Genomic DNA, 26,295 nt, shown 5'->3' on the forward strand with positions numbered 1-26,295 from the left:
AAGCCGGATAAGATATGTTAAACAGTATTTTAGTAATACTTTGTCTCATCGCTGTCAGTGCATTTTTCTCTATTTCAGAAATCTCTCTGGCCGCATCCCGTAAAATTAAACTTAAACTGCTCGCCGATGATGGCGATCTCAATGCCCAACGCGTCCTGAAAATGCAAGAAAACCCGGGGATGTTCTTTACCGTGGTGCAAATCGGCCTCAATGCGGTCGCCATTCTTGGCGGTATTGTGGGTGATGCTGCATTCTCGCCCGCATTCCATAGCGTTTTCTCCCGATACTTCTCCCCTGAGCTTTCCGAGCAGCTGAGCTTCATTCTCTCCTTCTCGTTGGTGACTGGCCTGTTCATTCTCTTTGCCGATTTGACCCCGAAACGCATCGGTATGATTGCGCCAGAAGCTGTGGCTTTGCGCATCATCAACCCGATGCGCTTCTGTCTCTTCGTGTTCCGCCCGCTGGTGTGGTTCTTTAACGGACTGGCCAATACCATTTTCCGTCTGTTTAAGCTGCCGATGGTGCGTAAAGATGACATCACCTCTGACGATGTCTACGCGGTATTCGAAGCCGGCGCGTTGGCGGGGGTACTGCGTAAGCAGGAGCATGAGCTGATCGAGAACGTGTTTGAGCTGGAGTCCCGTACCGTGCCGTCATCCATGACCGGACGTGAGAACGTGATCTGGTTCGATCTTCACGAAGATGAGCAGAGCCTGAAGAAAAAGGTGGCGGAACATCCGCACTCCAAGTTCCTGGTCTGTAATGAAGATATCGATCACATCATCGGCTATGTCGACTCCAAAGACCTGCTGAACCGCGTGCTGGCGAACCAGAGCCTGACGCTGAACAGCGGCGTGCAGATCCGCAATACCCTGATTGTCCCGGACACCCTGACGCTCTCCGAAGCACTGGAAAGTTTCAAAACCGCCGGGGAAGATTTCGCGGTGATCATGAACGAATATGCGCTGGTGGTGGGGATCATCACCCTGAATGACGTGATGACCACCCTGATGGGCGATCTGGTGGGCCAGGGTCTGGAAGAGCAGATTGTGGCGCGCGATGAGAACTCATGGCTGGTGGACGGCGGTACGCCTATCGACGACGTGATGCGCGTGCTGGACATCGACGAGTTCCCGCAGTCGGGCAACTACGAGACCATTGGCGGCTTTATGATGTTTATGCTGCGTAAAATCCCGAAACGCACCGACTCGGTGAAGTTCTCGGGGTATAAGTTCGAGGTGGTGGATATCGACAACTACCGCATCGACCAACTGCTGGTGACGCGCATCGACAACAAACCGACGGTGCTGGTGCCAAAAATGCCGGATGCTGAAGAGAACGCCTCGGCCTAAACCAGAAACATCAACGGCTCCCATCGGGAGCCGTTTCTTTTACTGCATAGCACGTTGGTTAAGCCATCTCAGTTTGCAGACGCATAACCTGACGGTTGACTTCGGACATCACAGAAAAGTGCTGTTTATCCTTCACTTTTGGGACAAGGATCTTGCCCTTATCAAATTCAAAAGCGCCAACGTCCTTGATATACAACCGTCCACGGAACAGGATTTTTACGTATTTAGCTACCTGAAGCGGATTGTAGCGTTGAAAAATTTTCATTCTATTATCTCCTGCGAATCATACGCTCTTGCGGCACCACAATCGGGCCGACCCTCTGGAGCGCAAATTTTGTTGCCCAATGACTATAGACGAGAAAAATGGTGATACCCAGTCTGCATAATTTTATTTACCTTTTGATGACAAATAATCAGAATATTCTTTGCAATCGTAACTTTCGGGCAGTATAAGCCATCGTTTTTGTGCAGATATGTGCGTTCCCCCTCACTCTGGCACCGGGATTGCGGGTAAACCGCTGCGATCGCACTTATGATTAAAACATCAGACCAAGTGGTCGGATCACCTGCTAATAAAACAAAAAGGAAAACACCATGACCATACGTAACATCCTGGCAACTGCCTGCCTGATGCTGCCACTGATGGCTTCCGCACATAATTTTGAGAAGGGACAACGTGTGCCACCGGTGGGCATTGCCGACCGGGGAGAATTGATCCTCGACAATAATGAGTTTAGCTACAAAACCTGGAATAGCGCGCAGCTTCCTGGCAAAGTGCGAGTGGTGCTACATATTGCCGGTCGCACCTCGGCAAAAGAGAAAAACGCAACCCTGATTGAAGCGATCAAGTCGGCACATTTACCAAAAGATACTTATCAGACCACTACCATAGTAAACACCGATGATGCGATACCGGGGTCCGGCATGTTCGTGCGCAGCAGCCTGGAGAGCAATAAAAAGCTCTACCCATGGTCACAGTTCATCGTCGACAGCAACGGCGCAGCCCGCGGCGCCTGGCAGCTGGAAGAAGAGAGCTCAGCCGCCGTCGTGCTGGACAAGCAAGGTAAAGTGCAGTGGGCGAAAGACGGGGCGCTGACCCAGGAGGAGGTGCAGCAGGTGGTCGCCCTGCTGCATAAGTTGGTCGGTCAGTAAAGCGAGACCCGGAAGCCTGGATTAAGGAAGGATTCCCGCGGGGTATAGTCGAGCGGCTTGCCCTGCCAGTCGTGAACATGGGCCCCCGCGGCGGCGGCAACGGCATGACCTGCCGCCGTATCCCAGACGTTGGTTGGCCCAAAGCGGGGATAGAGCTGCGCCTGCCCTTCTGCCACCAGGCAGAACTTCAGCGATGACCCGATCGACGTTGTCTGGTGCTCACCCAGCTGATGCAGATACTCCTCCAGTTCGTTATCCGAGTGGGAGCGGCTGATCACCACCAGCGGTGGCCGGGCGTCACGCACCTGGATCGGGTTGCGCACGCCACACTCCTCTTTCCACGCTTTGCCTTCGGCGGCGCTGTACATCACCTTCAGCACCGGGGCGTAGACCACCCCCAGCACCGCTTTGCCTTTATCAATCAGGGCAATATTCACCGTGAATTCACCGTTACGCTTGAGGAACTCTTTGGTGCCGTCCAGCGGATCAACCAGCCAGTAACGCTGCCAGTGCTGACGCTCCTCCCAGGGCTGGGGATCTTCTTCGGAAAGTACAGGGATATCGGGCGTTAACGCCTGCAAGCCTTTCAGGATCACCCCGTGCGCCGCGAGATCGGCTGCGGTAACCGGGGAGTCGTCGATTTTACGGATCGTGTCCATTGGGATCTTGCCATCGTAGACCTGCATAATGGCCTCGCCCGCTTCCCGTGCGAGCTGACAAATTTTATCTAACATTCTCCACCTCTTTGTTATCACAGTGGGTATAACTCTTTGTTTTATTTATATCGCATTGTGAATAAATCCGCTATCTGTGAAGCAATTCCGGTTTCAGGGCCCTTTTTTCTGGCAGGATTCACAATTCTGTAAGCAAAAAAATATAGATACATATTCTTTTGTGGCCTGGATCGAATAAAAGGACTCCTCTGATGATTAAGTTTAGCGCAACGCTCCTGGCGACGCTGATTGCGGCGAGCGTACAGGCAGCGACGGTTGATCTCCGCATTCTGGAAACCACCGACCTGCACAGCAATATGATGGACTTCGACTACTACAAAGACGCCCCGACGGAAAAATTTGGTCTGGTGCGTACCGCAAGCCTGATTAACGCAGCCCGTAGCGAAGTGAAAAACAGCGTCCTGGTCGATAACGGCGACTTAATTCAGGGTAGCCCGCTTGGGGATTACATGGCGGCGAAAGGTCTGAAAAAGGGCGATGTGCATCCGGTCTACAAGGCGCTGAACACCCTGGATTACGCGGTGGGTAACCTGGGTAACCATGAGTTTAACTACGGTCTGGACTATCTGCATATGGCGCTTTCAGGGGCCAAATTCCCGTACGTTAACGCCAATATCATCGACGTTAAGACCCAGAAGCCGCTGTTTACCCCTTATCTAATCAAAGAGACCACCGTGGTCGATCAGGACGGGAAACCGCAGACCCTGAAGATCGGCTATATCGGCTTTGTGCCGCCGCAGATCATGACCTGGGATAAGGCCAACCTGAGCGGCAAAGTGACGGTCAATGACATCACCGAAACCGCCCGCAAGTATGTGCCGGAGATGCGCGAGAAAGGCGCCGATCTGGTGGTGGTGGTAGCCCACTCCGGTCTCTCTGCCGATCCGTATCAAGCGATGGCGGAAAACTCGGTCTACTACCTCAGCGAAGTCAAAGGGGTGGACGCCATTCTCTTCGGCCACGCCCATGCGGTCTTCCCGGGCAAAGATTTCGCCAGCATTAAAGGGGCTGACATTGCCAAAGGCACCCTGAACGGCGTGCCCGCGGTGATGCCGGGCATGTGGGGGGATCACCTTGGGGTGGTCGATCTGGTGCTCAATAATGACGGCGGCAAATGGCAGGTCACCCAGTCGAAAGCCGAAGCCCGCCCGATCTACGATCTGGCCGCTAAAAAAGCGCTGGTGGGCGAGGATAAAAAGATCGTCGAGGTGCTGAAGCACGATCACGACGCCACCCGTGAGTTTGTCAGCAAACCCATCGGCAAATCCGCCGACAACATGTACAGCTACCTGGCGCTGGTTCAGGACGATCCTACCGTGCAGGTGGTGAACATGGCGCAGAAAGCCTACGTGGAGCGCTATATTCAGGGCGATCCGGATCTGGCGAAACTGCCGGTCCTCTCCGCTGCGGCGCCGTTTAAAGTGGGTGGACGCAAGAACGATCCGGCCAGCTATGTTGAAGTCGAAAAAGGCCAGCTGACCTTCCGGAACGCCGCCGATCTCTATCTCTACCCGAACACCCTGGTGGTGGTGAAAGCCACCGGTCAGGAGGTGAAGGAGTGGCTGGAGTGTTCCGCGGGCCAGTTTAACCAGATCGACCCGACCAGCACCAAACCACAGTCGCTGATTAACTGGGACGGTTTCCGCACCTATAACTTCGATGTGATCGACGGGGTGGAGTACCAGATTGATGTCTCCCAGCCGGCGAAATATGACGGCGAGTGCCAGGTGGTGAATGCCCAGGCCGAACGCATTAAAAACCTGACCTTTAACGGTAAGCCGATTGATCCGAAAGCGACCTTCCTGGTAGCGACCAACAACTACCGCGCCTACGGCGGTAAGTTTGCCGGGACCGGCGACAGCCATATCGCCTTCGCTTCACCGGATGAGAACCGTTCGGTGCTGGCAACGTGGATTGGCGAGCAGTCGAAGAAGAGCGGCGAAATCCATCCGGCAGCGGACAACAACTGGCGTCTGGCCCCTGTTCACAGTGATGTGAAGCTGGATATCCGCTTTGAGACCGCACCAACGGAAAAAGCAGCGGCGTTTATCAAAGAGAAAGCGCAGTACCCGATGCAGCAGGTCGCGACCGATGAGATTGGATTTGCGATTTATCAGGTGGATTTAAGCAGGTAAAAACACGTTGCCGTTTCGTAGGCCGGGTAAGGCGCAGCCGCCACCCGGCAAGCAGACCGCACAATGCCCGGCGGCGCTACGCTTGCCGGGCCTACAAAACCCGTTCATCCCGGTTACTCATCACCTGGGGCAAATTCAGCTCGATCCAGTCGGCCAGCGCCGCCACTTTCTCACTCACCTCTTCCCCCAGCGGGGTCAGGCTGTACTCCACATGCGGTGGCACCACCGGATACGATACACGGTTGACAAAGCCATCCTGCTCCAGCGCCTGCAGCGACTGGGCCAGCATCTTCTCGCTCACCCCGCCCATCTTGCGGCGCAGATCGCTAAAGCGATGCGTCCCCTGACGCAACGCCACCAGGATCAGCACGCCCCAGCGGCTGGTCACATGCTTGAGTACATCCCGGGAGGGGCATTGCTCGGCAAAGAGATTGCCGTCGCGCATTTGCTCGCTGAGGGTTGGGTTTGCCATGAGATACTTACCTTTTTGTACGTACTTACTAAAAGTTAGTTTGAGTGATAGTGTGCCACAACATTCACCCGAGACGAAGGATATTCATCATGATCGCAATTACCGGCGCAACCGGCCAGCTTGGCCAACTCGTTATTGAACAGCTGCTGAAAACCGTTCCGGCGAGCCAGCTGGTCGCCATTGTTCGTAACCCGGCGAAAGCTGAGGCGCTGAGCCAGCAGGGCGTGACCTTGCGCCAGGCTGATTATACCGACCTGGCCGCTTTCACCACCGCACTCGCGGGCGTGGATAAACTGCTGCTGATCTCCTCCAGCGAAGTGGGCCAGCGCGCGCCGCAGCATCAGAACGTCATTAACGCGGCGAAGGCGGCTGGCGTGAAATTTATCGCCTACACCAGCCTGCTGCATGCCGACACCTCCCCGCTGGGCCTGCATGTGGAGCACGTCGCCACCGAAAAAGCGCTGGCCGAATCGGGCATTCCTTACGCCCTGCTGCGTAACGGCTGGTACACCGAAAACTACCTCGCCAGCGCCCCGCCTGCGCTGGAACACGGCGTGTTTATTGGTGCGGCCGGTGAAGGCAAAATCGCCTCCGCCACCCGCGCCGACTATGCCGCCGCTGCGGCCCGCGTTATCAGCGAAGAGGGTCATGCCGGTAAAGTTTATGAGCTGGCAGGCGACCAGGCGTGGACATTAAGCGAGCTTGCTGCCGAGCTGAGTCGCCAGAGCAGTAAAAACGTGGTCTATCAGAACCTGAGCGAAGCCGATTTTGCCGCCGCGCTGAAGGGAGTGGGTCTACCGGCAGGTTTGGCGGAGATGCTGGCCGACTCCGATATTGGTGCCTCGAAAGGCGGCCTATTTGATGACAGCCGCACCCTGAGCGCCCTGCTGGGCCGCCCGACCACCACGCTTGCGGAGAGCGTGAAGCACATCCTGTAATTGTTAAAACATGGTTAATTAGTGTGGCATCCCTGCGGGTCATCTCTGATAATGACATTCTGACCCGCGAGGAGGCTCACCGTGCAAGGCGTACCTGAACAGTTTTTCGATGAGAGAGACAGCGCGCGCTTTCGCCATCTGGCGCAGGTGCCGGGCGTGGAGCTGTATCACGCCCATATCTCCCGCTACGCCTTTGAACCCCACACCCACGAGGCCTTCGGCATCGGTGCCATAGAAGCCGGTGCCGAACGCTTCCGCTATCGCGGCACGCAGTACGTCGCCCCCGTTCACTCCGTCGTCACGATGAATCCCGACGAGCTGCACACCGGCGAGGCCGAAACCGCCGACGGCTGGCGCTACCGGATGATCTATCTCGAACCGGATCTGCTGGAGGAGGTGACAGGCATCCGCCACTGGTGGTTCAGCGACGTCACCCGCCACGATCCCCGCCGTTCGCAGCAGATCTGTCAGCTGATCTACGGCCTGTGGCACACCGACGATCCGCTGGCGCAAAAGGGCCTGCTGCTGGATCTGATTGATACCTTCCAGCCGCTGGCGCGTCATGCGCCGGTCGCAAAAGAAGGGGCGCATCGCTTCGAGCGCGTGCGCGACTATCTGCATGACAACTACATGCACTCTCTGACCCTCGATGAGCTGGCGCAGGTGGTGTCGCTCAGCCCGTACCATTTCCAGCGCCAGTTCAAAGCCCATTTTCACGTCACACCGCATCAGATGCTGATGGCGATCCGCCTGTGGCGCGCCAAAGCCTTTCTCACCCAGGGGCTCCCGGCGGCAGAGGTGGCCGCCGCGACGGGCCTGACCGATCAGTCGCACCTGACCCGGGCCTTTACCCGTCGCTATGGCATTACGCCGGTGCGCTACCAGAAACAGGTAACGCAGCGTTAATGCGCAATCTCATACAATACCGCCCTCTGTTGCCTTTCTACACTGCCAGCAGGTTCAGAGCAGAGGAAGGGAAAAATGATTAGCGGCGTGTTGTATGCCCTGCTTGCAGGGTTAATGTGGGGACTGATTTTTGTCGGGCCGCTGATCGTCCCGGAATACCCGGCGGCGCTACAGTCGATGGGACGCTATCTGGCGCTGGGGCTGATCGCCCTGCCGATCGCCTGGCTCGGCCGGGCGCGGTTACGCCAGCTGAAAGGCCGGGACTGGCTCACCGCCCTGTCGCTGACGATGATGGGCAACCTGATCTATTACGTCTGCCTGGCAAGCGCGATCCAGCGTACCGGGGCCCCGGTGTCGACCATGATCATCGGCACGCTGCCGGTGGTGATCCCGGTGTTCGCCAACCTGCTCTACAGCCAGCGCGATGGTAAGCTGGCGTGGTCGAAGATGCTCCCGGGGCTGTTTGCCATTGCGCTGGGGCTGGTGTGCGTGAATATCGCCGAGCTGCGTCACGGCGTGGCCGGAGGCAGTGGCTGGCGCTATGTTTCGGGGATCCTGCTGGCGTCGGTGTCGGTGGTCTGCTGGGCATGGTACGCCCTGCGTAACGCCCGCTGGCTGCGGGAAAACCCCGACAAACATCCGATGATGTGGGCTACCGCCCAGGCGCTGGTGACACTGCCGGTCTCGTTACTGGGCTACCTTGCCGCCTGCGCATGGCTGAACGTGCAACAGCCGGACTTTGCCCTGCCACTGGGGCCACGCCCGTGGGTCTTTCTCGGGCTGATGCTGGCGATTGCCGTCTGCTGCTCGTGGGTGGGCGCCCTGTGCTGGAACGTCGCCAGCCAGAAATTACCGACGGTGATCTTAGGGCCGCTGATTGTCTTCGAAACCCTGGCCGGTCTGCTCTATACCTTCCTGATGCGCCAGAGCCTGCCGCCGCTGTTAACCAGCACGGGAATTGTGTTGCTGGTGGTGGGGGTGGTGATTGCGGTGAGTGCGAAACCGGAAAAACCGAGGGTAATTCCGGTTTCACAGCCGTGAAAAAGCCCGGCGGCGCTGCGCTTGCCGGGCCTACAAAGTCATGCGTTTCGTAGGCCGGGTAAGCGTTAGCGCCACCCGGCCTCTGTCAGAAGGTTTCCCAGTTGGCGTCGGTCGTCGCCTGTACCGGTTTGGCTTTTGCAGCATAGGTTTTCACCGGCGCAGCCTTAGCCACCGGGCCCTTCGCGATCTTAAACACCGCCACCGCTTCGTTCAGGCGTGCCGCCTGCTCTTCCAGCGCTGCCGCTGCCGCCGCAGACTCCTCCACCAGCGAGGCGTTCTGTTGGGTCACGCGATCCATCTCGGCCACCGCCTGGCCGACCTGATCGATACCCCGGCTTTGCTCATCTGAGGCGGACGCAATTTCGCCCATGATGTCGGTGACACGAGTTACGGCGCTGACGATCTCCGCCATCGTCTCTCCGGCCTCATTGACCAGCGCAGAACCGGCGCTGACCCGGGCACCCGAGTCGTCAATCAGCCCTTTGATCTCTTTCGCCGCCTGGGCGCTACGCTGGGCCAGGGTACGAACTTCCCCTGCCACCACCGCAAATCCGCGTCCCTGCTCTCCGGCACGCGCCGCTTCTACCGCCGCGTTCAGTGCCAGGATGTTGGTCTGGAAGGCGATGCCGTCAATCACGTTGGTGATCTGGGCGATTTTGCTGGAACTGTTGGCGATCTCGTCCATGGTGCGCACCACCCCTTCCACCACGTTTCCGCCTTTTTTGGCGGTGCTTGAGGCATCCAGCGCCAGACGTGACGCCTGACGGGCGTTATCGGCGTTCTGCTTCACGGTGGCGGTCAGCTGTTCCATGCTGGCCGCGGTCTCCTCCAGCGAGGCCGCCTGCTGCTCGGTACGGGAAGATAGATCGTTGCTGCCTGCGGAGATTTCGCCCGCGCCGGTGTAGATGGTGTCGGAGCCTTCGCGCACCACACCTACGGTGTTCGCCAGCGCCTTCTGCATCTCGTGAACGTTATAGGCCAGCATCGCCATTTCGTTTTTGCCCTGAACGTCAACAGGCTGTGTCAGGTCACCCGCGGCGATAGCGCGAATATGATCGATGACCTCCTGCAGCGGCAGCAGCAGCACACGGCGCATGGCGATCCAACTGGAGACAATCACGGCGATCACCAGAAGCATCATCCCGGAAAGGATCCACAGGATGCGTTTGTAGTCGCTTTCGTTATCTTCGATGCCTTTATCGGTAAGGGCTGCCTGAGCCTGGCGCCATTCACGATAGACTTTCTGCATTGCGGTCTGCTTCTGCTCGGCGTTCTGCTTAAACATATCTTCGAGGTTGCCCTGGGAGAGCAGAAGGTTCATCTGGGTCAGGGTGGCCGAGTAGATGCGGTACTGCTCTTCCAGCTGGCTGGAGAGTTTTTCATCCAGGCCCGGCGTTTCCGGCAGCGCGTAGTATTTGTCGTAATGGGACTGGGCGTCTGCCAGCAGATTTTTTGCCGTGTTGACCAGCTCGTTCAGCTGCCCGCCGTTGATCTGCGAAGCCATGCTGCTTTGCAGGCGCAGCATGCCGCGGTTCAGGGTGACGCGCGCCTGGTTAAGGCTGATCCAGGCGTCGGTGAACTCGGCCACATTCTGGCTGGAGACCTGGGAAACGGTGAAGTTCTCTTTGTCGTTATTAAGCGCGTTGATGAAAATGCCGGCGGAGATCAGTTGCATGATCCCGAGCGCCAGCAGCACCGAAATCAGAAGGGTTATCACTTTTATACGTTTAAACATGCGTTGCCTTTTTTATATGCAGGTATTGTCTGACCTGTATCTATCGGCAGGCGCAGCGGGTTGTTTACCGTCTCTGTGCCTTTAAAAAGTTTCTAAACCCGTTTTTTAAATCCATTCATAGAGTTAAATCGGCATTTTTTTGTGATCTATATCGCTTTTTTACCCCTGCCTATAAAGGGTTATAGCTTCGCCTAAAAGATGCATTTAAAATACATCTTATCAAATAACGATGAGGTAACGACCATGGCCTTCCGCGACCAACCTTTAGGCGAGCTGGCGCTCTCCATCCCACGCGCTTCCGCGCTGTTTCGTAAATACGATATGGATTACTGCTGCGGCGGTAAGCAAACCCTGGCGCGTGCCGCGTCGCGTAAAGAGCTGGATCTGGACCTCATCGAAGCAGAACTGGCGAAGCTGGCCGAGCAGCCGCTGGAAAAAGACTGGCGCAGCGTGGCGCTGGCCGAAATCATCGATCACATCATCGTGCGCTTTCACGATCGCCACCGCGAACAGCTGCCGGAGCTGATCCTGCAGGCCACCAAAGTTGAGCGCGTTCATGCCGAAAAAGCCTCTGTACCGCGCGGCCTGGCGAAGAACCTGACCCTGCTGCACGAAGAGCTCTCCAGCCACATGATGAAAGAGGAGCAGATCCTGTTCCCGATGATCAAACAGGGAATGGGCAGCCAGGCGATGGGGCCGATCAGCGTGATGGAAAGCGAGCACGACGACGCCGGTGAACTGGTTGAGGTGATCAAGCACATCACCCATAACGTGACCCCACCTGCGGATGCCTGCACCACCTGGCGCGCGATGTACAATGGCATTAACGAGATGATCGACGATCTGATGGAGCACATCAGTCTGGAGAATAACGTCCTGTTCCCCCGGGCGTTGGCCGGGGAATAAAAAAGCCCGGTAGCGTTAGCGCTTACCGGACTTACAAGAGCAAAGAACCGTAGGCCGGGTAAGGCGCAGCCGCCACCCGGCACAACACAATTAACGCATGCCAGCCATACGTTTCTTACCGATAAACAGCCAGCCCAGCCCCAGCGCGATAAACCACAGCGGCGTGACCATCAGCGCCTGACGGGTATCCTCTTCCAGCGTCAGCAGTACCAGCACAAACACGAAGAACGCCATGCAGACCCAGCACATCAGCTTGCCCCACGGCATCTTATAGATGGATTTTTCATGCAGGTGCGGACGCTGTTTGCGGTACACCAGGTACGAGCAGAGGATGATGGTCCAGACGAACATGAACAGGATCGCCGAAACCGTGGTGATCATGGTGAACGCGCCAATCACGCTTGGGTTCACATAGAGCATCACCACGCCGCCCAGCAGGCAGATACAGGAGAAGGTCAGCCCTTTCGCCGGTACCGCACGTTTAGAGAGCTTGGCGAACGCGCTCGGGGCAACGCCTTCCTGCGCCAGACCAAACAGCATACGGCTGGTGGAGAAGACGCCGCTGTTAGCCGAAGAGGCCGCGGAGGTCAGCACCACGAAGTTAATCAGGCTTGCCGCCGCCGGTAAACCGACCAGCACAAACAGCTCAACGAACGGGCTCTTGCTGGGTACCACGGAGCTCCACGGCGTCACCGACATAATGACGATCAGCGCGAAGACGTAGAACATGATGATACGCACGGGAATGGAGTTAATCGCCCGCGGCAGAGACTTCTCAGGATCTTTGGTTTCTGCGGCAGTGGTTCCCACCAGCTCAATCCCCACAAAGGCGAAGACCGCAATCTGGAAGCCGGCAAAGAATCCGCTCAGCCCTTTCGGGAACCAGCCCCCGTCATTCCATAGATGGGTGAACGAGGCCTGTACGCCGCTCGGGGAAGTAAAGTGGGTCATGATCATCACCAGGCCAACCACAATCAGGCCAACAATGGCGACGATTTTGATCATCGCGAACCAGAACTCCATCTCACCGAACATTTTTACGGTGGCGAGGTTAAGGCTCAGCAGCAGGATAATCACCGCCAGCGAGGCCACCCAGTCCGACAGGCCCGGGAACCAGAACTGCGCGTAAGCCGTAATGGCGACGACGTCGGCCATCCCGGTCACTACCCAGCAGAACCAGTAGGTCCAGCCGGTGAAGTAGCCCGCCCACGGCCCGAGAAGGTCGGAGGCAAAGTCGCTAAAGGATTTGTATTCGAGATTCGAGAGCAGCAACTCGCCCATTGCCCGCATCACGAAAAAGAGCATAAAGCCGATGATCATATAGACAAAAATGATCGACGGCCCGGCAAGACTGATGGTTTTGCCTGACCCCATAAACAGCCCGGTACCGATAGCGCCGCCGATGGCGATAAGCTGAATATGACGGTTTGTGAGATTTCGCCGTAGCGATTGTTCAGACGGTGCCTCTTCGTCGGCAACGACTTTTACCTGATCTACCATGTGATGTTTTCCTGTTGTTACTGCCTGTGTTGTTTAGGCTCTTCTGGCCCTTTATTACGTCGAAAAGCGATGCCCCGGTTAAGGACTCATCGATATTAGGTAAGAATCGGCGGGATGAATACTTTGATTTAAATATTATGTTAACAATATGTTGAAACTGAGTGACATATCACTTAAGCCACGCAAAACAGCTCACAAAAATACACTTACTGTGACCTTTTGCAAGATAATCTGTTGATTGGGGCGTAACTATAGGTTTTTTAACTAATTTCCCCTCCCCTGCCGGGGAGAGGAAGAAGGGAAGTCGCTTACAGGATTTCCAGCAGCTCAACTTCAAAGACCAAGGTGCTGAATGGCGGAATAGAGGCGCCAGCGCCACGCTCGCCGTAGGCCAAGTTCTGTGGGATAGTCAGTTCCCATTTAGAACCGACCGGCATCAGGGTCAGGGCTTCGATCCAACCAGGGATCACGCCGTTTACCGGGAATTCTGCCGGTTCGCCGCGGGCAACAGAGCTGTCGAACACGGTGCCGTCAATCAGTTTACCGGTGTAGTGCACGCGAACGTGGTCGGTACGCGCCGGGATTGGACCTTCGCCCTGGGTGATAACGCGGAACTGCAGACCGGTTTCGGTGCTGTTCACGCCTTCGCGCTCACGGTTCTCTTCAAGGAATTTCTCGCCTGCCGCAGCCATCTCTTCGAAACGGGCACGACGCACAGCGTCTGCACGTTCGTGGATTTCACGCAGCGCGCGGTGAACCACATCTACCGGAACCGCTGGCTGTTTACCTTCCAGCGCATCGGCGATACCCGCCACCAGCGCTTCAGGTAACAGACCCTGCAGACCTGATTCGCTCAGCTGCTGTCCTACCTGCAAACCAATGCCGTAGCTTGCCTGCGCTTCGATTGTGTCAAAAGTCGGGGTGGTCATGGGATTTCCTTCCATCACATTTAAAGTAGCGGGCAGCATAACAGCCACCTTCCATCCGGTAAAACTTTGTCTTATGGAAAGATGACAAATTACGACGAAACGGAAACAATAGAGGCTATCTGGATTTTTCCCGAATGCGTGTCACGGAAGCTGGCTTTGTTACGCTCATCAGGCAGTTAGCAAACTATACTTCTCGGGACAGGAAAAAAGACGCGGAGCAGGAGGAGAGCCATGCCCGGGCCATTTGAACTAAAACCTACCCTGACGAAAATCTGGCATGCGCCAGATAACTTTCGCATCATGGACCCGCTGCCGCCGCTGCACCGCAGAGGCATAATTATCGGTGCGCTGATGGTGATTGTCGGTTTTCTGCTGCCAGGCGGCGCGGACGACAGCGCCACAGCGCCCGTGCGTCGTGATGCCGAACTGGATTTCCGTTCGCAGACGCAGCCGCAGCCAGATTCACAGCCGATGCAAACGCAGCTGGTGTCACCCTCTAACGATCCCGGCCAGGTCGCGCCTGTTGAGCCGGAGCCGATTCAGGAAGAGCAGCCCCAGGAGCAGGCCGCCGCGCCGGTACAATCCCAGCAATCCCCTCCCGGTATAGAACAGCAGTGGCGTTCCTACCGTGTAGAGTCGGGCAAAACGATGGCGCAGCTGTTCCGCGATCACAACCTGCCGCCGACCGACGTCTATGCCATGGCGCAGGTTGAGGGACCAGGCAAGCCGTTAAGCAATCTGCAAAACGGCCAGATGGTGCAGATCCGCCAGAATGCGAGCGGCGTGGTGACAGGGCTGACCATTGACAGCGGCAACGGCCAGCAGGTGCTGTTTACCCGTCAGTCTGACGGCAGCTTCATCCGCGCCAGATAGCGGTTCGCCCGGTGGCGTAACGCTTACCGGGCCTGCTTTTCACTGACTTTGTTAACCCACCAGATCCCCGAGCAGACCAGCACCAGCGCCACAACGTATTTGATCTCCAGAATATTTTCGCCGAGGAAAATGGCCGAGAGGACGGTTCCGGCCACCGGTACTAAGAAGTTGAACGGGGCGATCATGCTGACGCGGTTATATTTCAGCAGCAAACTCCACAGTGCAAACGCCACCGAGGAGAGCAGAGTCAGGTAGCCCAGGATGGCCGCCGCTTTGACGCTGGGAACGGCCAGCGTTCCGCCGGTGATATAGCCTCCCACCACCAGCATCACCCCACCTATCGCCAGCTGCCAGCCGGTCATCACCATCGGATCCACCGTCTGAGAGATGCGTTTACCGTACAGCGTGGCGGCAGAGAGGATAAACGCCGCCAGCACCACAAAACCATCCCCGTTCCAGACGAAGTGGAAGTCCTGCAAGCCGCTGTTAAAGTTCACGATCATCACCCCGGCAAACCCGAGGATACAACCGAGGGCTTTGTTGTAGCTGATCTTGTCGTTCTGGTAGATAAAGTGCGCCAGCATAACGCTGAAGAAGGTGGCGGTCGAGTTCATGATCGACCCTTTGGCACCCGTTGTGTATGCCAGACCGATATAAAAGAACGTGTACTGGATCGTGGTCTGCGTCAGGCCCAGTATCGTCAGTTGCCCGAACTGGCGCGGGCTGAGCCGACCAATCGGCTTGCGCTGAGCCAAAGCGAGCAGCAGCAATAGCAGGCCAGCAAAAACAAAGCGATACCCCGCAAAGACCACTTTTGATGGAATGTCGTTGGTGGCGATATGAAAGAGTTCGTAGCCACTCTTGATCGCGGGATAGGAGCTACCCCATAGCAGACAGCACAGCGTAGCACTGGCGAACACAATGTTTTTACGGGAGAAAAGCGGTGCGGGCAGAGCGGTATCCATGACAAATCCCAAAGATAAAATAGTGTTTCATTTTATTATCAGGGAATGCGCAAGGAATAGCCACCATACAAGTCACAAAGAAGGGAACAGGACGCGTTAAAAAGCAAAACGCCGGCACAAGGCCGGCGCTTCGACGTGGTGAAGAGTAATTACTTACTCAGCAACAACGTTAACAACCAGTTTCGCGAAGACTTCGCTGTGAACCTGGAAGTCCACTTCGTGCTCACCGGTGGTACGCAGAACGCCGTTCGGCAGACGAACTTCGCTCTTAGCAACGTCAACGCCAGCTGCAGTTACAGCGTCAGCGATGTCGCGGGTACCGATGGAACCGAACAGTTTACCTTCGTCGCCAGATTTAGACGCGATGGTAACGGTGCCCAGTGCGTTGATTTTCTCAGCGCGAGCGTTAGCAGCCGCCAGAACGTCAGCCAGTTTGGCTTCCAGTTCAGCACGACGTGCTTCGAAAAACTCTACGTTTTTCTTGGTAGCAGGAACAGCTTTACCCTGTGGAACCAGGAAGTTACGAGCGTAGCCCGCTTTAACGTTTACCTGATCACCCAGGCTGCCCAGGTTTGCTACTTTATCAAGCAGAATAACTTGCATTACCTTATCCTCTTAAAGTCGTATTAATGGACCGTGCCCGATTACTGATGACGATCAGTGTACGGCAGCAGAGACAGGTAGCGAGCGCGTTTGATAGCGCGAGCCAGCTGACGCTGGTATTTTGCACGAGTACCGGTGATACGGCTTGGGACAATCTTACCGCTTTCGGTGATGTAGTTTTTCAGCGTTGCGATATCTTTATAGTCGATCTCTTGAACGCCTTCCGCGGTGAAACGGCAGAACTTGCGACGACGGAAATAACGTGCCATTTGGCTAGTCTCCAGAATCTATCAAATCAATCTGCTCGGCATGCAGAACAAGTTTGCTCAGGCCGTTCTTTGCCTTGTGGCAAGAGATGAACCCCTGAACCGTTACTGCGCTACCGACCGTTATACTGTGAGTAATGGCCTGGTTTTCGTGACCGCTAATAATAACGGGCATTTGGCACCACGCCTGCCGGTTAAACCCGGCTTCCTCCTGCACTGAACGATGCTCAAGCACGAACTGGCAGTGAGGAATTCCTGATGGGCTGACCTTGCGAAGTGGGGTCCTGCACACGGTACCGGACAACACCAGACGGTTGGTCATCAGAAATTACTCTTCAGAATCCCCAGCATCAGAATCATCTGCGGTTTCGTTTGCGAAATCATCGCGACGCTCACGGCGCTCGTCTTTCGCTTTAACCATCGGAGATGCTTCGGTCACTGCGTTTTTGGTACGCATAACCATGCTGCGGATAACGGCATCGTTGAAGCGGAAGTTAGTTTCCAGCTCATCGATCGCTTCCTGCGGAGCTTCAACGTTCATCAGAACGTAGTGAGCTTTGTGCAGTTTGTTGATCGGATAAGCCAGCTGACGACGGCCCCAGTCTTCCAGACGGTGGATCGTGCCTTCTGCTGCAGTGATTGCACCAGTGTAGCGCTCGATCATACCCGGAACCTGTTCGCTCTGGTCAGGATGGACCATAAAAACGATTTCGTAATGACGCATCGAATTGCTCCTTACGGATTATTCAGCCTCCTGTCTGGGTCAGCCGAGGCCCGGGGAGGCAAGGAACGTGTTAAAGGTCGGCTGAAAAATTGACGCGTCATAATACTTGCGCACCCTTCGAAACTCAAGCTGATTGCGCAAATAATTCGCACAAAGCGCAAAGCGGTTGTAAGTGGGTGATTTACCATTACTCACGGGCGATCGCGGCGATTTTTTGAACAACTGCATCAGAAATGGTCGCCATAGCCTGCGAGATTCGTGCTTACACTTTAATCAGACCCTGTCTCTGGACAAAAGACAGCCGTGAATATCGTCGCACCGTAGTTAGTCGTGGAGCGCATATCATGAAAAAATTCACCCTTGCCGTTCTGGCTGCGCTTTTGCTTTGTGCAAACGCGACAGCAGCCATTCAGGTTGATGGCCGACAGGCCAGAAATATGGATGATGTGCAAAGTCTGGGCGTCATTTATATCAACCATAACTTCGCCACGGAAAGTGAAGCGACTGAAGCCATTAATGCAGAAGCCGATGCGCGGGATGCCCGCTACTATCACGTCATGCTCACCCGTGAACCGGGCAGCAACGGCAATATGCACGTCAGCGCAGATATCTATCGGTAACGCTTTGACGCTAGCACCAGGAAAGCCAACAACGAAAAAATTGTCATAGTCTTATTAGCCCCCTGCCCGGGGGCTTTTTTTATTTTTGCCCGTAATAAGCATTCGGGCCATGTTTACGCATAAAGTGCTTGTCCATCAGATAGCTGTCTATAGGTTTCAGGCATGGATTAATACCGCGCGCAATCCACGCCATTCTCGCCACCTCTTCCATTACCACGGCATTGTGCACGGCATCATGGGCATCTTTACCCCAGGCGAAGGGGCCATGTTGATAGACCACAATTCCCGGCGTGTGCAGCGGTTCGCCGTCACCCAGCGTTTCAATAATCACTTTGCCGGTATTGAGCTCGTACTCGCCGAGCACCTCCTCTTCGGTGAGTGCGCGCGTGCAGGGGATATCGCCAAAGAAATAGTCTGCATGGGTGGTGCCGAGCGCGGGGATCGCCTGCCCTGCCTGCGCCCAGGCTGTCGCATGGGTCGAGTGGGTATGCACTACCCCGCCAAGAGAGGGATAACGCCGGTAGAGCGCCAGGTGGGTCGCGGTATCAGACGAGGGTCGCCACTGCCCTTCCACGACCTTTCCGTCGAGATCCACGACAACTATATCTTCCACGCGCATGGTCTCGTAGGCCACCCCGCTGGGTTTGATCGCCACCAGCCCGCGCTGGCGGTCAATCGCGCTGACGTTTCCCCAGGTAAAGGTGACCAGACCGTAACGCGGCAAATCCATGTTTGCCTCAAATACCTGCTGTTTAAGCTGCTGCATGATCTTCCTCCCCAAGCCCGGCTCGCGCCATACGCTCAAGTACCCAGTCACGCGCCTGCACCACTTCGCGCTCGGGATCGTCCGACGTTTCACTCCACATCTCGATCAGGTAAGGCCCACAATAGCCACTCTGTTTTAACGTCTGGAAACAGCATTCAAAATCGACGACTCCGCTGCCAAACGGTACGTTTTTGAAGACGCCGGGACGGGTATCTTTCACATGTACCGCCACGATATGTCCGATGCCGGCCTGCAGCTCCATCTGCACGTCGTTATCCCACGCAGAGAGATTGCCGATGTCGGGATAGAGCTGGAACCACGGATTATTCAGGTAATGGGCATAACCCAATGCCTTGCTGATGGAGTTCATCAGCGGATAATCCATGATCTCCATCGCCAGGGTGACCTGCGCGCGGCTGGCCATTTCAACGCTCTCTTTCAGGCCATCACGGAAACGACGGCGCGTCTCATCATTGGCTTCCTGATAGTAAACGTCGTAACCGGCAAGCTGGATTACGCGGATCCCGACATCCTGCGCAAAGCGAATCGCTTTACGCATGATCTCAAGGCCCTGCGCCCGCACCGCGTCATCTTCACTGCCGAGCGGAAAACGACGGTGGGCGCTCAGGCACATCGAGGGAACTCTTACGCCAGTTTCGGCGACGGCGTCCACCAGCGCCAGACGCTGCTCGCGGCTCCAGTCGAGTCGGGAGAGACGCGCATCCGTCTCATCCACCGACATTTCAACGAAATCGAATCCCAGCCGTTTCGCCAGCCGCAGCCGCTCAAGCCAGCACTCCCCGGTGGGGAGCGCCTTTTCATAGATGCCAAGCGGAACCTGTTTGCTTAACATAACCGCTCCTTATCCCCACAGCTGGGCGATGGAACGTTTAAACTGACGCGCCGCTTCCACCGGCGAGGCGGCATCGCGAATGCTGCGACCGGCGATAAAGACGTGGATTGGAATACCGGCAAACAGCGGCAAATCTTCGAGCGCCAGCCCGCCCGTCACCGTAACCTTAAAGCCCATATCTGCCAGACGCTTAACGGCGCTGATATCCGCCTCGCCCCACGCGACCCCCGCGGCCTGCGCATCGCGGCTGCGGTGATAGACCACCTGCTGAATACCTGCAGCGCGCCACGCTTCTGCCTGCTCCCAGGTCCAGAAGCCCGTGAGTTCGATCTGCACGTCACCGTTAAATTCTTTGGCGACTTCCAGCGCGCCTTTCGCGGTGTTGATATCTGCGCAGCAGATGACCGTCACCCAGTCGGCATTGGCTTCGAAACACATCCGCGACAGGATTTTGCCCGCATCGGCAATTTTGGCGTCGGCCAGCACAATCTTATGCGGATAGAGGGCTTTCAGATCGCGGACGGCACGGACCCCCTCCCCGACGCACAGAATGGTGCCCACTTCGATAATGTCTACCTCTTCCGCGATCAGACGCGTGGTTTCGTAAGCGTGGGCCAGAGTCTGGTTATCCAGCGCAACCTGCAACATTGGTAATGACATGTTCAACTCCCTCTTAAGCTGCCGCCGCAGTGGCATTGTCGATTAAATCCAGCACGTCCTGCGCGGTACGGCAGGCGCGTAAACGGTCAAAATTGGCTTCATCTTCAAACAGGTTGACGATCTGCATAATGCCCACTTCCTGGTGGGTATTGGCATCAACGGCCGCCATGGTGATCAGGATGTCCACCGGATCGTTATCTTCGTGGTTAAACACCAGCGGCGTTTTCAGGGTGACCAGGGCGAAACCCGTTTTTTTGACCCCCTCTTCCGGACGGCCATGGGGCATCGCCAGCCCTGGCGCAATCACAAAATAGGGCCCGAACTGCTCAACGCCATCAAGAATGGCCTGGTAATAGCGCGGCTCAACGACATCCGCCTTAACCAGCAAATCAACGCCCAGCTTTACCGCCTCCTGCCAGGTATTGGCCTCGGCCTGGAGAAGGATGGAATTATTCTCCGCCAGCGAATCACGTAGTTTCATATGCCTCTCCTTACTTCACATCTTGCGGAAAGTGCGCTTTGATCACTTCCAGCAGTTTTGGGCCGAAGTCCGCAGGCGACAGCATGTTGCGTACACCCACCACATATTTATTGCCTGCGACGCTAATCTCACCGGCGATGTGGGTAGAGGCGATGATGATGTCCGCGCCGTTCAGTTCACTTTTGTATTCACCCACCGCGCAGCTGTTTACCGTGTGGTCAATGTTTGACTGGGTTAAAAACTGGTCCACTTTCATCTTCATGATCATGGAGCTCCCTTGCCCATTGCCACACACAGCCAGGATACGTACGGTCATAATCAAAACTCCTTAGTGAGCAGAAACTTCTGCTGTTTGTTTTTCCGCATCTTCTTCCGCCCGCAGCGTACGGCCAGCGAAGAACATATAAGCCAGTGCAATCAGAATGATGACGCCCATAAAAATAAGGCCGACAGAGGCGAAGCCTTGCATCATTGGCGGCGCCAGGATTGACCAGTCCGCCATGCCCATCCAGGCGCTCATACCGGTCAGTTTGACCGCCCACACGCAGCCGAAGATTTCAACCATGCCCATCACCAGGCAGATCTTGAGCGCCGCGCGCCAGCCGCCAAAGTGATTAGCGAACACGCCGATAGTGGCGTTGGAGAAGAACATCGGGATAAAGCCAGGAATGATCAGGATGGAGGAGCCGCAGCCCACCAGGATGGCCACCGCAATCAGCTGGCCGATGGTGCCCCACATAAAGCCCCAGACGACGGCGTTCGGCGCAAAGCTATAGATAGCCGCGCAGTCAATTGCCAGTACGGCGCCAGGGATCAGGCGTTGAGAAATACCGTTGAAGGCCTCAGACAGTTCGGCCACGAACATACGCACGCCCTGGGTGATGATGAAAATCGCTACCGCGAAGGAGAAGCCGGTTTGCAGGATATAGATAGACCAGTGCGTTTTACCGGCCATCGCCTGCACCGTATCAATACCGAATGAGAGCAGGATCGCGCCGAAGAAAATGGTCATCACGATGGCGGTAGAGACGATATTGTCGTGGAAGATATTCAGCCAGCCGGGCAGCTTCAGATCTTCAACGCTCTCCTCTTTTTTCCCCAGATACGGGGCGACCTTATAGGCAATCCATGAGGCAAACTGCTGTTGATGGCCGATAGAGAAACCGCAGCCGTCGGTCACTTCCTGCGTCGGCTTGTACATCATATTGGAGGTGATGCCCCAATAGAGCGAGACCAGGATCGCCGTGCAGATAATGGTGGTCCACACCGGGTAGCCGAAGATATAGAGGGAAACAGCAATCAATCCGGCCTGCTGGAACATGATGTGGCCGGTGAGCATGATGGTGCGGATGCCGGTAATCCGACGCAGCAGAACGTAAATGATGTTCAGCGCCAACGCGAGCAGGACGGCGTATCCCACCCAGCTATAGGCATCTCCCATCCGTTCGATAGTGGCCATCATTGAGGCGTAGGTGTCTGATATAGCGCCGTTGATGCCATACACTTCCGACATTTTGGCGACAACGGGTTTAAAGGTGCTGGTTAAAATGCCTGAACCCGCCTGAAGCAGCATAAAACCGATGATGGTTTTAATGGTGCCTTTGATTATCACGCTCACGCTTTTACGCAGCAGGATATAACCCAGACACGTCACGATACCCAACAGCAGCGGGGCGTTGGTCATGACCTGATTAAAAAAGACGGTAAAGACGCTGTAGAGGATCTCCATAACACTCTCCGGTAAAGGCAGTACGATGCCTAATGTTCGTACAACAGGCCACCACTCTAGTAATCACAAATAATCACCACAAGATTGAATTTGATTATTTGTGACCTATCACGCAAATTATTTCCACCCTAAGTGCAATGTCTTTATCCGCACCTATGCGTTATCAATAAAAAATATTTATTTCAATAAGTTAACCAAGACAAAGCATAAAAATCACGTATAGGATTTTTAATCAGAGCAGCTTTAGATTGGCGTAACGCTCGCAAATCGCCATTGCAATGCTGATTCATTGGTGCCAATATCAATCAAAACACGTCACCAAATGATTACTTGTGATAGAGAGGGAGTCTGACTATGAGTAAAGTGAACACTATTACCCGCGAATCATGGATCCTCAGCACCTTCCCGGAATGGGGAAGTTGGCTGAATGAGGAGATCGAGCAGGAGCAGGTCGCGCCGGGCACATTTGCGATGTGGTGGCTGGGTTGTACCGGTATCTGGCTGAAATCTCAGGGCGGGGCTAATGTTTGCGTCGATTTCTGGTGCGGCACCGGCAAACAGAGCCACGGCAACCCACTGATGAAAAAAGGTCATCAGATGCAGCGTATGGCGGGCGTCGAGAAGCTGCAGCCAAACCTGCGTACCACGCCATTTGTCCTTGATCCTTTTGCGATTCGTCAGATAGATGCCGTCCTCTCGACCCACGATCACAACGATCACATCGACGTTAACGTCGCGGCGGCAGTCATGCAGAACTGTGCGGATGACGTGCCTTTCATTGGGCCACAGACTTGCGTCGATTTGTGGATCGGTTGGGGCGTGCCAAAAGAGCGCTGCATCGTAGTGAAACCGGGCGATGTGGTGAAAATCAAAGACATTGAAATTCATGCCCTCGATGCGTTTGACCGTACAGCGCTGATTACTCTGCCAGCCGATCAAAAGGCAGCGGGTGTGTTACCGGACGGCATGGACCAACGTGCGGTGAACTACCTGTTCAAAACCCCGGGCGGTACGCTGTACCACAGCGGTGACTCACACTACTCCAACTACTATGCCAAACACGGTAACGAGCACCATATCGACGTGGCGCTGGGTTCCTATGGCGAAAACCCACGCGGCATCACCGATAAGATGACCAGCGCTGACATTCTGCGCATGGCTGAAGCGTTGAATACCCAGGTGGTAATCCCGTTCCACCATGATATCTGGTCAAACTTCCAGGCCGATCCGCAGGAGATCCGCGTGCTGTGGGAGATGAAAAAAGATCGGCTGAAATATGGCTTTAAGCCCTTTATCTGGCAGGTGGGCGGCAAGTTTACCTGGCCGCTGGATAAGGATAATTTCGAATATCACTACCCGCGCGGCTTTGACGACTGCTTTACCATTGAGCCGGATCTGCCGTTCAAATCTTTCCTGTAATTGGCCCCTCATCGCCAGGCGCTGTGCCTGGCGATTCCAACTTTTGCTTAGTAATTTCAGGCTATTTCAAATATCATCTTTTAAAATCAATTTATTTCGGAATAGCTCATGACAGAAGCACAACGTCATCAAATCTTACTGGAACTCCTGGCGCAAACGGGGTTTGTCACCGTTGAACAGGTGATTGCCCGGCTGGGCGTTTCTCCGGCGACGGCACGCCGGGACATCAACAAACTTGATGAGAGCGGTAAGCTGAAAAAGGTGCGTAACGGCGCGGAAGGGATCAGCCAGCAGCGCCCACGCTGGTCGCCAATGAATATTCATCAGGCGCAGAACCACGACGAGAAAGTGCGTATTGCCAGAGCCGCCTCCCAACTGGTTAATCCTGGCGAAAGCGTGGTGATTAACTGCGGTTCCACCGCCTTTCTGTTGGGCCGCGAGATGTGCGGCAAACCGGTGCAGATCATCACCAACTACCTGCCGCTGGCCAACTACCTGATTGACCAGGAGCACGAAAGCGTGGTGATCATGGGCGGACAGTACAACAAAAGCCAGTCCATCACCCTAAGTCCGCAGGACAGCGAGAACACGCTCTATGCCGGCCACTGGATGTTTACCAGCGGCAAAGGGCTCACCACCGAAGGGCTGTATAAAACCGACATGCTGACGGCGATGGCGGAGCAGAAGATGCTAAACGTGGTCGGCAAGCTGGTGGTCCTGGTCGACAGCAGCAAGGTCGGGGAACGTGCGGGCATGCTCTTCAGCCGTGCCGAGCAGATAGACATGGTAATCACCGGTAAAAATGCTAACCCACAGATCCTCCAGAAACTGGAAGATCAGGGCGTGAAGATCCTGCGCGTTTAAAGGTGCTGGCGGAAAAACGCGACCGTGGCGTCGAGCGCGCCCGGCGTAATACGGTGTTTTACTCCCGCCTCCCACAGACAGGTCAGATTTTTATCCAGCCCTTCCTGCTGCAACGCCTGTTGCAGGCGGAACGTCTCCCCGGCGGGCACCACATCATCCTCTTCACCATGCCACAGCAGCAACGGGCGGTCAGCCAGACGCGGTAGCGCGGTCGTTACCTCCCAGTCAGCAAGCGGTGCGACCATCGACGCGAATGACCAGAGTTGCTGCGGCGGAAACAGCGTACGGGCCAGCGAGGTAAAGTAGCCCGATCCCATCAGGCTTGCCACGCATTTCACCTCCGGATAGCGCGTCATGATGCCCAGCGCGGTCATCCCGCCCATCGAGGCCCCGGCGACCGCAAGGCGTTCATCCGCCACCAGCCCGGCCTGATACAAAGTATCCCGCAGCGCGCCAAACTCGATGAGGTTGCCATGCAGGATCGGCCAGAACTGTCCCAGGCGGGCCTGCTCATCACCGTTAAAACGGGCCCCGTGATCGGGCGCATCCGGCATCACCACCCGAAAACCTGCCTGTGCCAGCGCCACCGCAAAATAGCTGTAGACCAGTTTTGATGAGGTAAAACCATGATAAAAAATAACAACCGGCAACGGTTTAGCCCCCTTTCCTGCGGGAACGGCATGTACAATCTCATGGTCGCCAAGCTGCCGTACTTCAAGTTCAATCATAATTGGGCCTCATACTTATGGGTGAATCATAATGTTGAGAACTGGCTTACGCTTTCACACAATTTTCATTCGAAATTTACGCTATAGCTAACAATTTGGGAACATTCCCCCAATGTCAAATCAACAGAGATCTACACTATGGCTATCAGGAAACGAGACAGGTTTATGCGAAAGGTTGCTGCTTTAACGCTGATGATGTTGTTGGGCGGATGTAGCGTATTGCAAGGTACGCCGCAGCCTGCGCCACCGGTCGCCGATCACCCCCAGGAGATACGTCGTAATCAAACGGAAGGATTACAGCGAATGGGTACCGTGACCGCACTCGAGCGAGGCTCTCCCGATGATGCGGCAGAGGCTATTAAAGCAAAAGCTGTCGCCGCGAAAGCAGATTATTACGTCATCGTCCTTATCGATGAAACCATCGTGACGGGACAATGGTATTCGCAAGCCATTTTATACCGTAAATAACGCGCGGTATTTAAACGACATTTACACTGCTTTGCGTCCATAGACGTTTTCCTGTCCACAATAAACTCCAGCCAGTGACAATGGAAATGAGTTTATTAGCGAAGGATTGCCCGGCGGATACCGGGGACACGTAAAATGGAGCTGACGATGAAACGATCTCTTGCTTTGACCACACTGTTACTCTCAGCCGGTCTGGTGAGTACGGCAGCACAGTCAGCTGAATTTGCCAGCGCTGATTGTGTGACGGGTTTAAATGAAATTGGATTGATCTCCGTGAGTGATATCTCAGGGAGCCCGCAGGACGTAGAGCGCATGATTGCGCTGAAAGCCGATGAGCAGGGTGCCTCGTGGTATCGCATCATAAAAATGCAGGAAGAGAGCCATGTCGATCGCTGGCGAGCGCAGGCCATTCTTTACGTCTGAAAGTCGTCAAGAAAAGCCACTAAAAAAGAGTGGCTTTTTAATCTTTACAATTC

The 26,295-nt window shown here is 55.4% G+C and carries 31 protein-coding genes; 13 read left to right on the forward strand and 18 right to left on the reverse strand.

The annotated features are described in order from the left end of the window. Positions 1–14 precede the first annotated feature (14 nt). Entirely contained in the window at positions 15–1,352 is a 1,338-nt protein-coding gene (locus tag DVA44_RS21510) for a hemolysin family protein (RefSeq protein WP_103178002.1), read from the forward strand. A 58-nt stretch (positions 1,353–1,410) separates the two neighbouring features. On the opposite strand, the gene DVA44_RS21515 is transcribed toward DVA44_RS21510, so the two are convergent. Beyond that, entirely contained in the window at positions 1,411–1,617 is a 207-nt protein-coding gene (locus tag DVA44_RS21515; RefSeq protein WP_032616223.1) for a DUF1107 domain-containing protein, read from the reverse strand. A 329-nt stretch (positions 1,618–1,946) separates the two neighbouring features. On the opposite strand from DVA44_RS21515, the gene DVA44_RS21520 reads away from it, so the two are divergent. Continuing rightward, positions 1,947–2,504 (forward strand): YtfJ family protein, encoded by a 558-nt coding sequence (locus tag DVA44_RS21520; RefSeq protein WP_103178001.1) that lies wholly within the window; start codon positions 1,947–1,949, stop codon positions 2,502–2,504. Here DVA44_RS21520 and cysQ read toward each other — a convergent pair. Then, the gene (gene cysQ, locus DVA44_RS21525) at positions 2,498–3,238 is read right to left on the reverse strand and encodes a 3'(2'),5'-bisphosphate nucleotidase CysQ (RefSeq protein ID WP_103178000.1); all 741 of its coding nucleotides are present in this window, start codon (positions 3,236–3,238) and stop codon (positions 2,498–2,500) included. The genes DVA44_RS21520 and cysQ overlap by 7 nt on opposite strands. A 191-nt stretch (positions 3,239–3,429) precedes the next feature. Between cysQ and DVA44_RS21530 the strand changes: the two genes are divergently transcribed. Continuing rightward, the gene (locus tag DVA44_RS21530) at positions 3,430–5,373 is read left to right on the forward strand and encodes a bifunctional 2',3'-cyclic-nucleotide 2'-phosphodiesterase/3'-nucleotidase (RefSeq protein ID WP_114388095.1); all 1,944 of its coding nucleotides are present in this window, start codon (positions 3,430–3,432) and stop codon (positions 5,371–5,373) included. A 91-nt stretch (positions 5,374–5,464) separates the two neighbouring features. Here the strand turns inward: DVA44_RS21530 and DVA44_RS21535 are convergent, their stop codons facing one another. Further along, the gene (locus tag DVA44_RS21535) at positions 5,465–5,845 is read right to left on the reverse strand and encodes a helix-turn-helix domain-containing protein (RefSeq protein WP_168194502.1); all 381 of its coding nucleotides are present in this window, start codon (positions 5,843–5,845) and stop codon (positions 5,465–5,467) included. Positions 5,846–5,934: 89 nt separating this feature from the next. On the opposite strand from DVA44_RS21535, the gene DVA44_RS21540 reads away from it, so the two are divergent. From DVA44_RS21540 to DVA44_RS21550, 3 genes are all read left to right on the forward strand, one after another. Continuing rightward, entirely contained in the window at positions 5,935–6,783 is an 849-nt protein-coding gene (locus DVA44_RS21540; RefSeq protein ID WP_114388096.1) for an SDR family oxidoreductase, read from the forward strand. A gap of 81 nt (positions 6,784–6,864) precedes the next feature. Next, positions 6,865–7,689: an AraC family transcriptional regulator gene (locus DVA44_RS21545; RefSeq protein WP_103177996.1), complete on the forward strand. Its 825-nt coding sequence runs from the start codon at positions 6,865–6,867 to the stop codon at positions 7,687–7,689. Positions 7,690–7,764: 75 nt separating this feature from the next. Beyond that, positions 7,765–8,730: a DMT family transporter gene (locus DVA44_RS21550; protein ID WP_114388097.1), complete on the forward strand. Its 966-nt coding sequence runs from the start codon at positions 7,765–7,767 to the stop codon at positions 8,728–8,730. An 85-nt stretch (positions 8,731–8,815) separates the two neighbouring features. On the opposite strand, the gene DVA44_RS21555 is transcribed toward DVA44_RS21550, so the two are convergent. Then, positions 8,816–10,465: a methyl-accepting chemotaxis protein gene (locus tag DVA44_RS21555; protein WP_114388098.1), complete on the reverse strand. Its 1,650-nt coding sequence runs from the start codon at positions 10,463–10,465 to the stop codon at positions 8,816–8,818. 243 nt (positions 10,466–10,708) lie between these two features. On the opposite strand from DVA44_RS21555, the gene ytfE reads away from it, so the two are divergent. Continuing rightward, positions 10,709–11,371, forward strand: a complete 663-nt coding sequence (gene ytfE / locus DVA44_RS21560) for an iron-sulfur cluster repair protein YtfE (protein ID WP_103823313.1) — start codon at positions 10,709–10,711, stop codon at positions 11,369–11,371. Between the two features lie 90 nt (positions 11,372–11,461). Here ytfE and cycA read toward each other — a convergent pair whose 3' ends face one another. Both cycA and fklB read right to left on the reverse strand, forming a co-directional pair. Then, positions 11,462–12,871 (reverse strand): D-serine/D-alanine/glycine transporter, encoded by a 1,410-nt coding sequence (cycA, locus tag DVA44_RS21565; RefSeq protein WP_103177992.1) that lies wholly within the window; start codon positions 12,869–12,871, stop codon positions 11,462–11,464. A gap of 308 nt (positions 12,872–13,179) precedes the next feature. Then, a complete protein-coding gene (gene fklB / locus DVA44_RS21570; RefSeq protein ID WP_168191996.1) occupies positions 13,180–13,800 on the reverse strand; it encodes an FKBP-type peptidyl-prolyl cis-trans isomerase in 621 nt (206 codons plus the stop codon). Between the two features lie 231 nt (positions 13,801–14,031). Here fklB and DVA44_RS21575 point away from each other — a divergent pair, with 231 nt between their 5' ends. Then, positions 14,032–14,673 (forward strand): OapA family protein, encoded by a 642-nt coding sequence (locus DVA44_RS21575; RefSeq protein WP_114316074.1) that lies wholly within the window; start codon positions 14,032–14,034, stop codon positions 14,671–14,673. A 23-nt stretch (positions 14,674–14,696) separates the two neighbouring features. Here the strand turns inward: DVA44_RS21575 and DVA44_RS21580 are convergent, their stop codons facing one another. The 5 genes from DVA44_RS21580 to rpsF all read right to left on the reverse strand — a co-directional run bounded on the left by DVA44_RS21580 (position 14,697) and on the right by rpsF (position 17,231). After that, positions 14,697–15,638, reverse strand: coding sequence for a DMT family transporter (locus DVA44_RS21580; protein ID WP_114388099.1), 942 nt, complete (start codon positions 15,636–15,638; stop codon positions 14,697–14,699). A gap of 153 nt (positions 15,639–15,791) precedes the next feature. Next, positions 15,792–16,241 (reverse strand): 50S ribosomal protein L9, encoded by a 450-nt coding sequence (rplI, locus tag DVA44_RS21585; RefSeq protein WP_103177988.1) that lies wholly within the window; start codon positions 16,239–16,241, stop codon positions 15,792–15,794. Between the two features lie 41 nt (positions 16,242–16,282). Further along, positions 16,283–16,510: a 30S ribosomal protein S18 gene (gene rpsR, locus DVA44_RS21590; protein ID WP_000135199.1), complete on the reverse strand. Its 228-nt coding sequence runs from the start codon at positions 16,508–16,510 to the stop codon at positions 16,283–16,285. Between the two features lie 4 nt (positions 16,511–16,514). Continuing rightward, a complete protein-coding gene (priB, locus tag DVA44_RS21595; RefSeq protein ID WP_103177987.1) occupies positions 16,515–16,829 on the reverse strand; it encodes a primosomal replication protein N in 315 nt (104 codons plus the stop codon). 6 nt (positions 16,830–16,835) lie between these two features. Beyond that, on the reverse strand, positions 16,836–17,231 hold the full coding sequence (rpsF, locus tag DVA44_RS21600) for a 30S ribosomal protein S6 (protein ID WP_103177986.1): 396 nt from the start codon (positions 17,229–17,231) through the stop codon (positions 16,836–16,838). A 344-nt stretch (positions 17,232–17,575) separates the two neighbouring features. Between rpsF and yjfY the strand changes: the two genes are divergently transcribed. After that, the gene (gene yjfY, locus DVA44_RS21605) at positions 17,576–17,851 is read left to right on the forward strand and encodes a DUF1471 family protein YjfY (RefSeq protein ID WP_114316075.1); all 276 of its coding nucleotides are present in this window, start codon (positions 17,576–17,578) and stop codon (positions 17,849–17,851) included. Positions 17,852–17,930: 79 nt separating this feature from the next. On the opposite strand, the gene DVA44_RS21610 is transcribed toward yjfY, so the two are convergent. From DVA44_RS21610 to ulaA, 6 genes are read right to left on the reverse strand one after another with little or no spacing between them, the layout of a single operon-like run. Further along, positions 17,931–18,617 (reverse strand): L-ribulose-5-phosphate 4-epimerase, encoded by a 687-nt coding sequence (locus tag DVA44_RS21610; protein ID WP_103823011.1) that lies wholly within the window; start codon positions 18,615–18,617, stop codon positions 17,931–17,933. Continuing rightward, positions 18,604–19,470, reverse strand: coding sequence for an L-ribulose-5-phosphate 3-epimerase (locus tag DVA44_RS21615; protein WP_114388100.1), 867 nt, complete (start codon positions 19,468–19,470; stop codon positions 18,604–18,606). The genes DVA44_RS21610 and DVA44_RS21615 overlap by 14 nt, the downstream gene beginning before the upstream one ends. 9 nt (positions 19,471–19,479) lie before the next feature. Then, positions 19,480–20,130 carry a 3-keto-L-gulonate-6-phosphate decarboxylase UlaD gene (locus DVA44_RS21620; RefSeq protein ID WP_103177982.1) on the reverse strand — a complete coding sequence of 217 codons (651 nt, stop codon included), beginning with the start codon at positions 20,128–20,130 and terminating at the stop codon, positions 19,480–19,482. A 13-nt stretch (positions 20,131–20,143) separates the two neighbouring features. After that, positions 20,144–20,611 carry a PTS ascorbate transporter subunit IIA gene (gene ulaC, locus DVA44_RS21625; protein ID WP_103823008.1) on the reverse strand — a complete coding sequence of 156 codons (468 nt, stop codon included), beginning with the start codon at positions 20,609–20,611 and terminating at the stop codon, positions 20,144–20,146. A 10-nt stretch (positions 20,612–20,621) separates the two neighbouring features. Continuing rightward, the gene (gene ulaB, locus DVA44_RS21630; RefSeq protein WP_103177980.1) at positions 20,622–20,927 is read right to left on the reverse strand and encodes a PTS ascorbate transporter subunit IIB; all 306 of its coding nucleotides are present in this window, start codon (positions 20,925–20,927) and stop codon (positions 20,622–20,624) included. A 12-nt stretch (positions 20,928–20,939) separates the two neighbouring features. Further along, complete coding sequence (ulaA, locus tag DVA44_RS21635) at positions 20,940–22,340, reverse strand: PTS ascorbate transporter subunit IIC (protein ID WP_114388101.1); 1,401 nt, start codon at positions 22,338–22,340, stop codon at positions 20,940–20,942. A gap of 354 nt (positions 22,341–22,694) precedes the next feature. On the opposite strand from ulaA, the gene ulaG reads away from it, so the two are divergent. Beyond that, entirely contained in the window at positions 22,695–23,759 is a 1,065-nt protein-coding gene (ulaG, locus tag DVA44_RS21640; RefSeq protein ID WP_103823006.1) for an L-ascorbate 6-phosphate lactonase, read from the forward strand. A 108-nt stretch (positions 23,760–23,867) separates the two neighbouring features. Next, on the forward strand, positions 23,868–24,623 hold the full coding sequence (gene ulaR / locus DVA44_RS21645) for an HTH-type transcriptional regulator UlaR (RefSeq protein ID WP_114388102.1): 756 nt from the start codon (positions 23,868–23,870) through the stop codon (positions 24,621–24,623). Here the strand turns inward: ulaR and yjfP are convergent. After that, complete coding sequence (gene yjfP, locus DVA44_RS21650) at positions 24,620–25,351, reverse strand: esterase (RefSeq protein WP_114388103.1); 732 nt, start codon at positions 25,349–25,351, stop codon at positions 24,620–24,622. The genes ulaR and yjfP overlap by 4 nt on opposite strands. A gap of 138 nt (positions 25,352–25,489) precedes the next feature. Between yjfP and bsmA the strand changes: the two genes are divergently transcribed. Continuing rightward, complete coding sequence (gene bsmA, locus DVA44_RS21655) at positions 25,490–25,819, forward strand: biofilm peroxide resistance protein BsmA (protein WP_103823004.1); 330 nt, start codon at positions 25,490–25,492, stop codon at positions 25,817–25,819. Positions 25,820–25,954: 135 nt separating this feature from the next. Continuing rightward, a complete protein-coding gene (gene yjfN / locus DVA44_RS21660) occupies positions 25,955–26,242 on the forward strand; it encodes a DUF1471 family protease activator YjfN (protein ID WP_103823003.1) in 288 nt (95 codons plus the stop codon). Positions 26,243–26,295 lie beyond the last annotated feature (53 nt).

The organism is Leclercia sp. W17, from assembly GCF_003336325.1.
Classification (GTDB): domain Bacteria; phylum Pseudomonadota; class Gammaproteobacteria; order Enterobacterales; family Enterobacteriaceae; genus Enterobacter.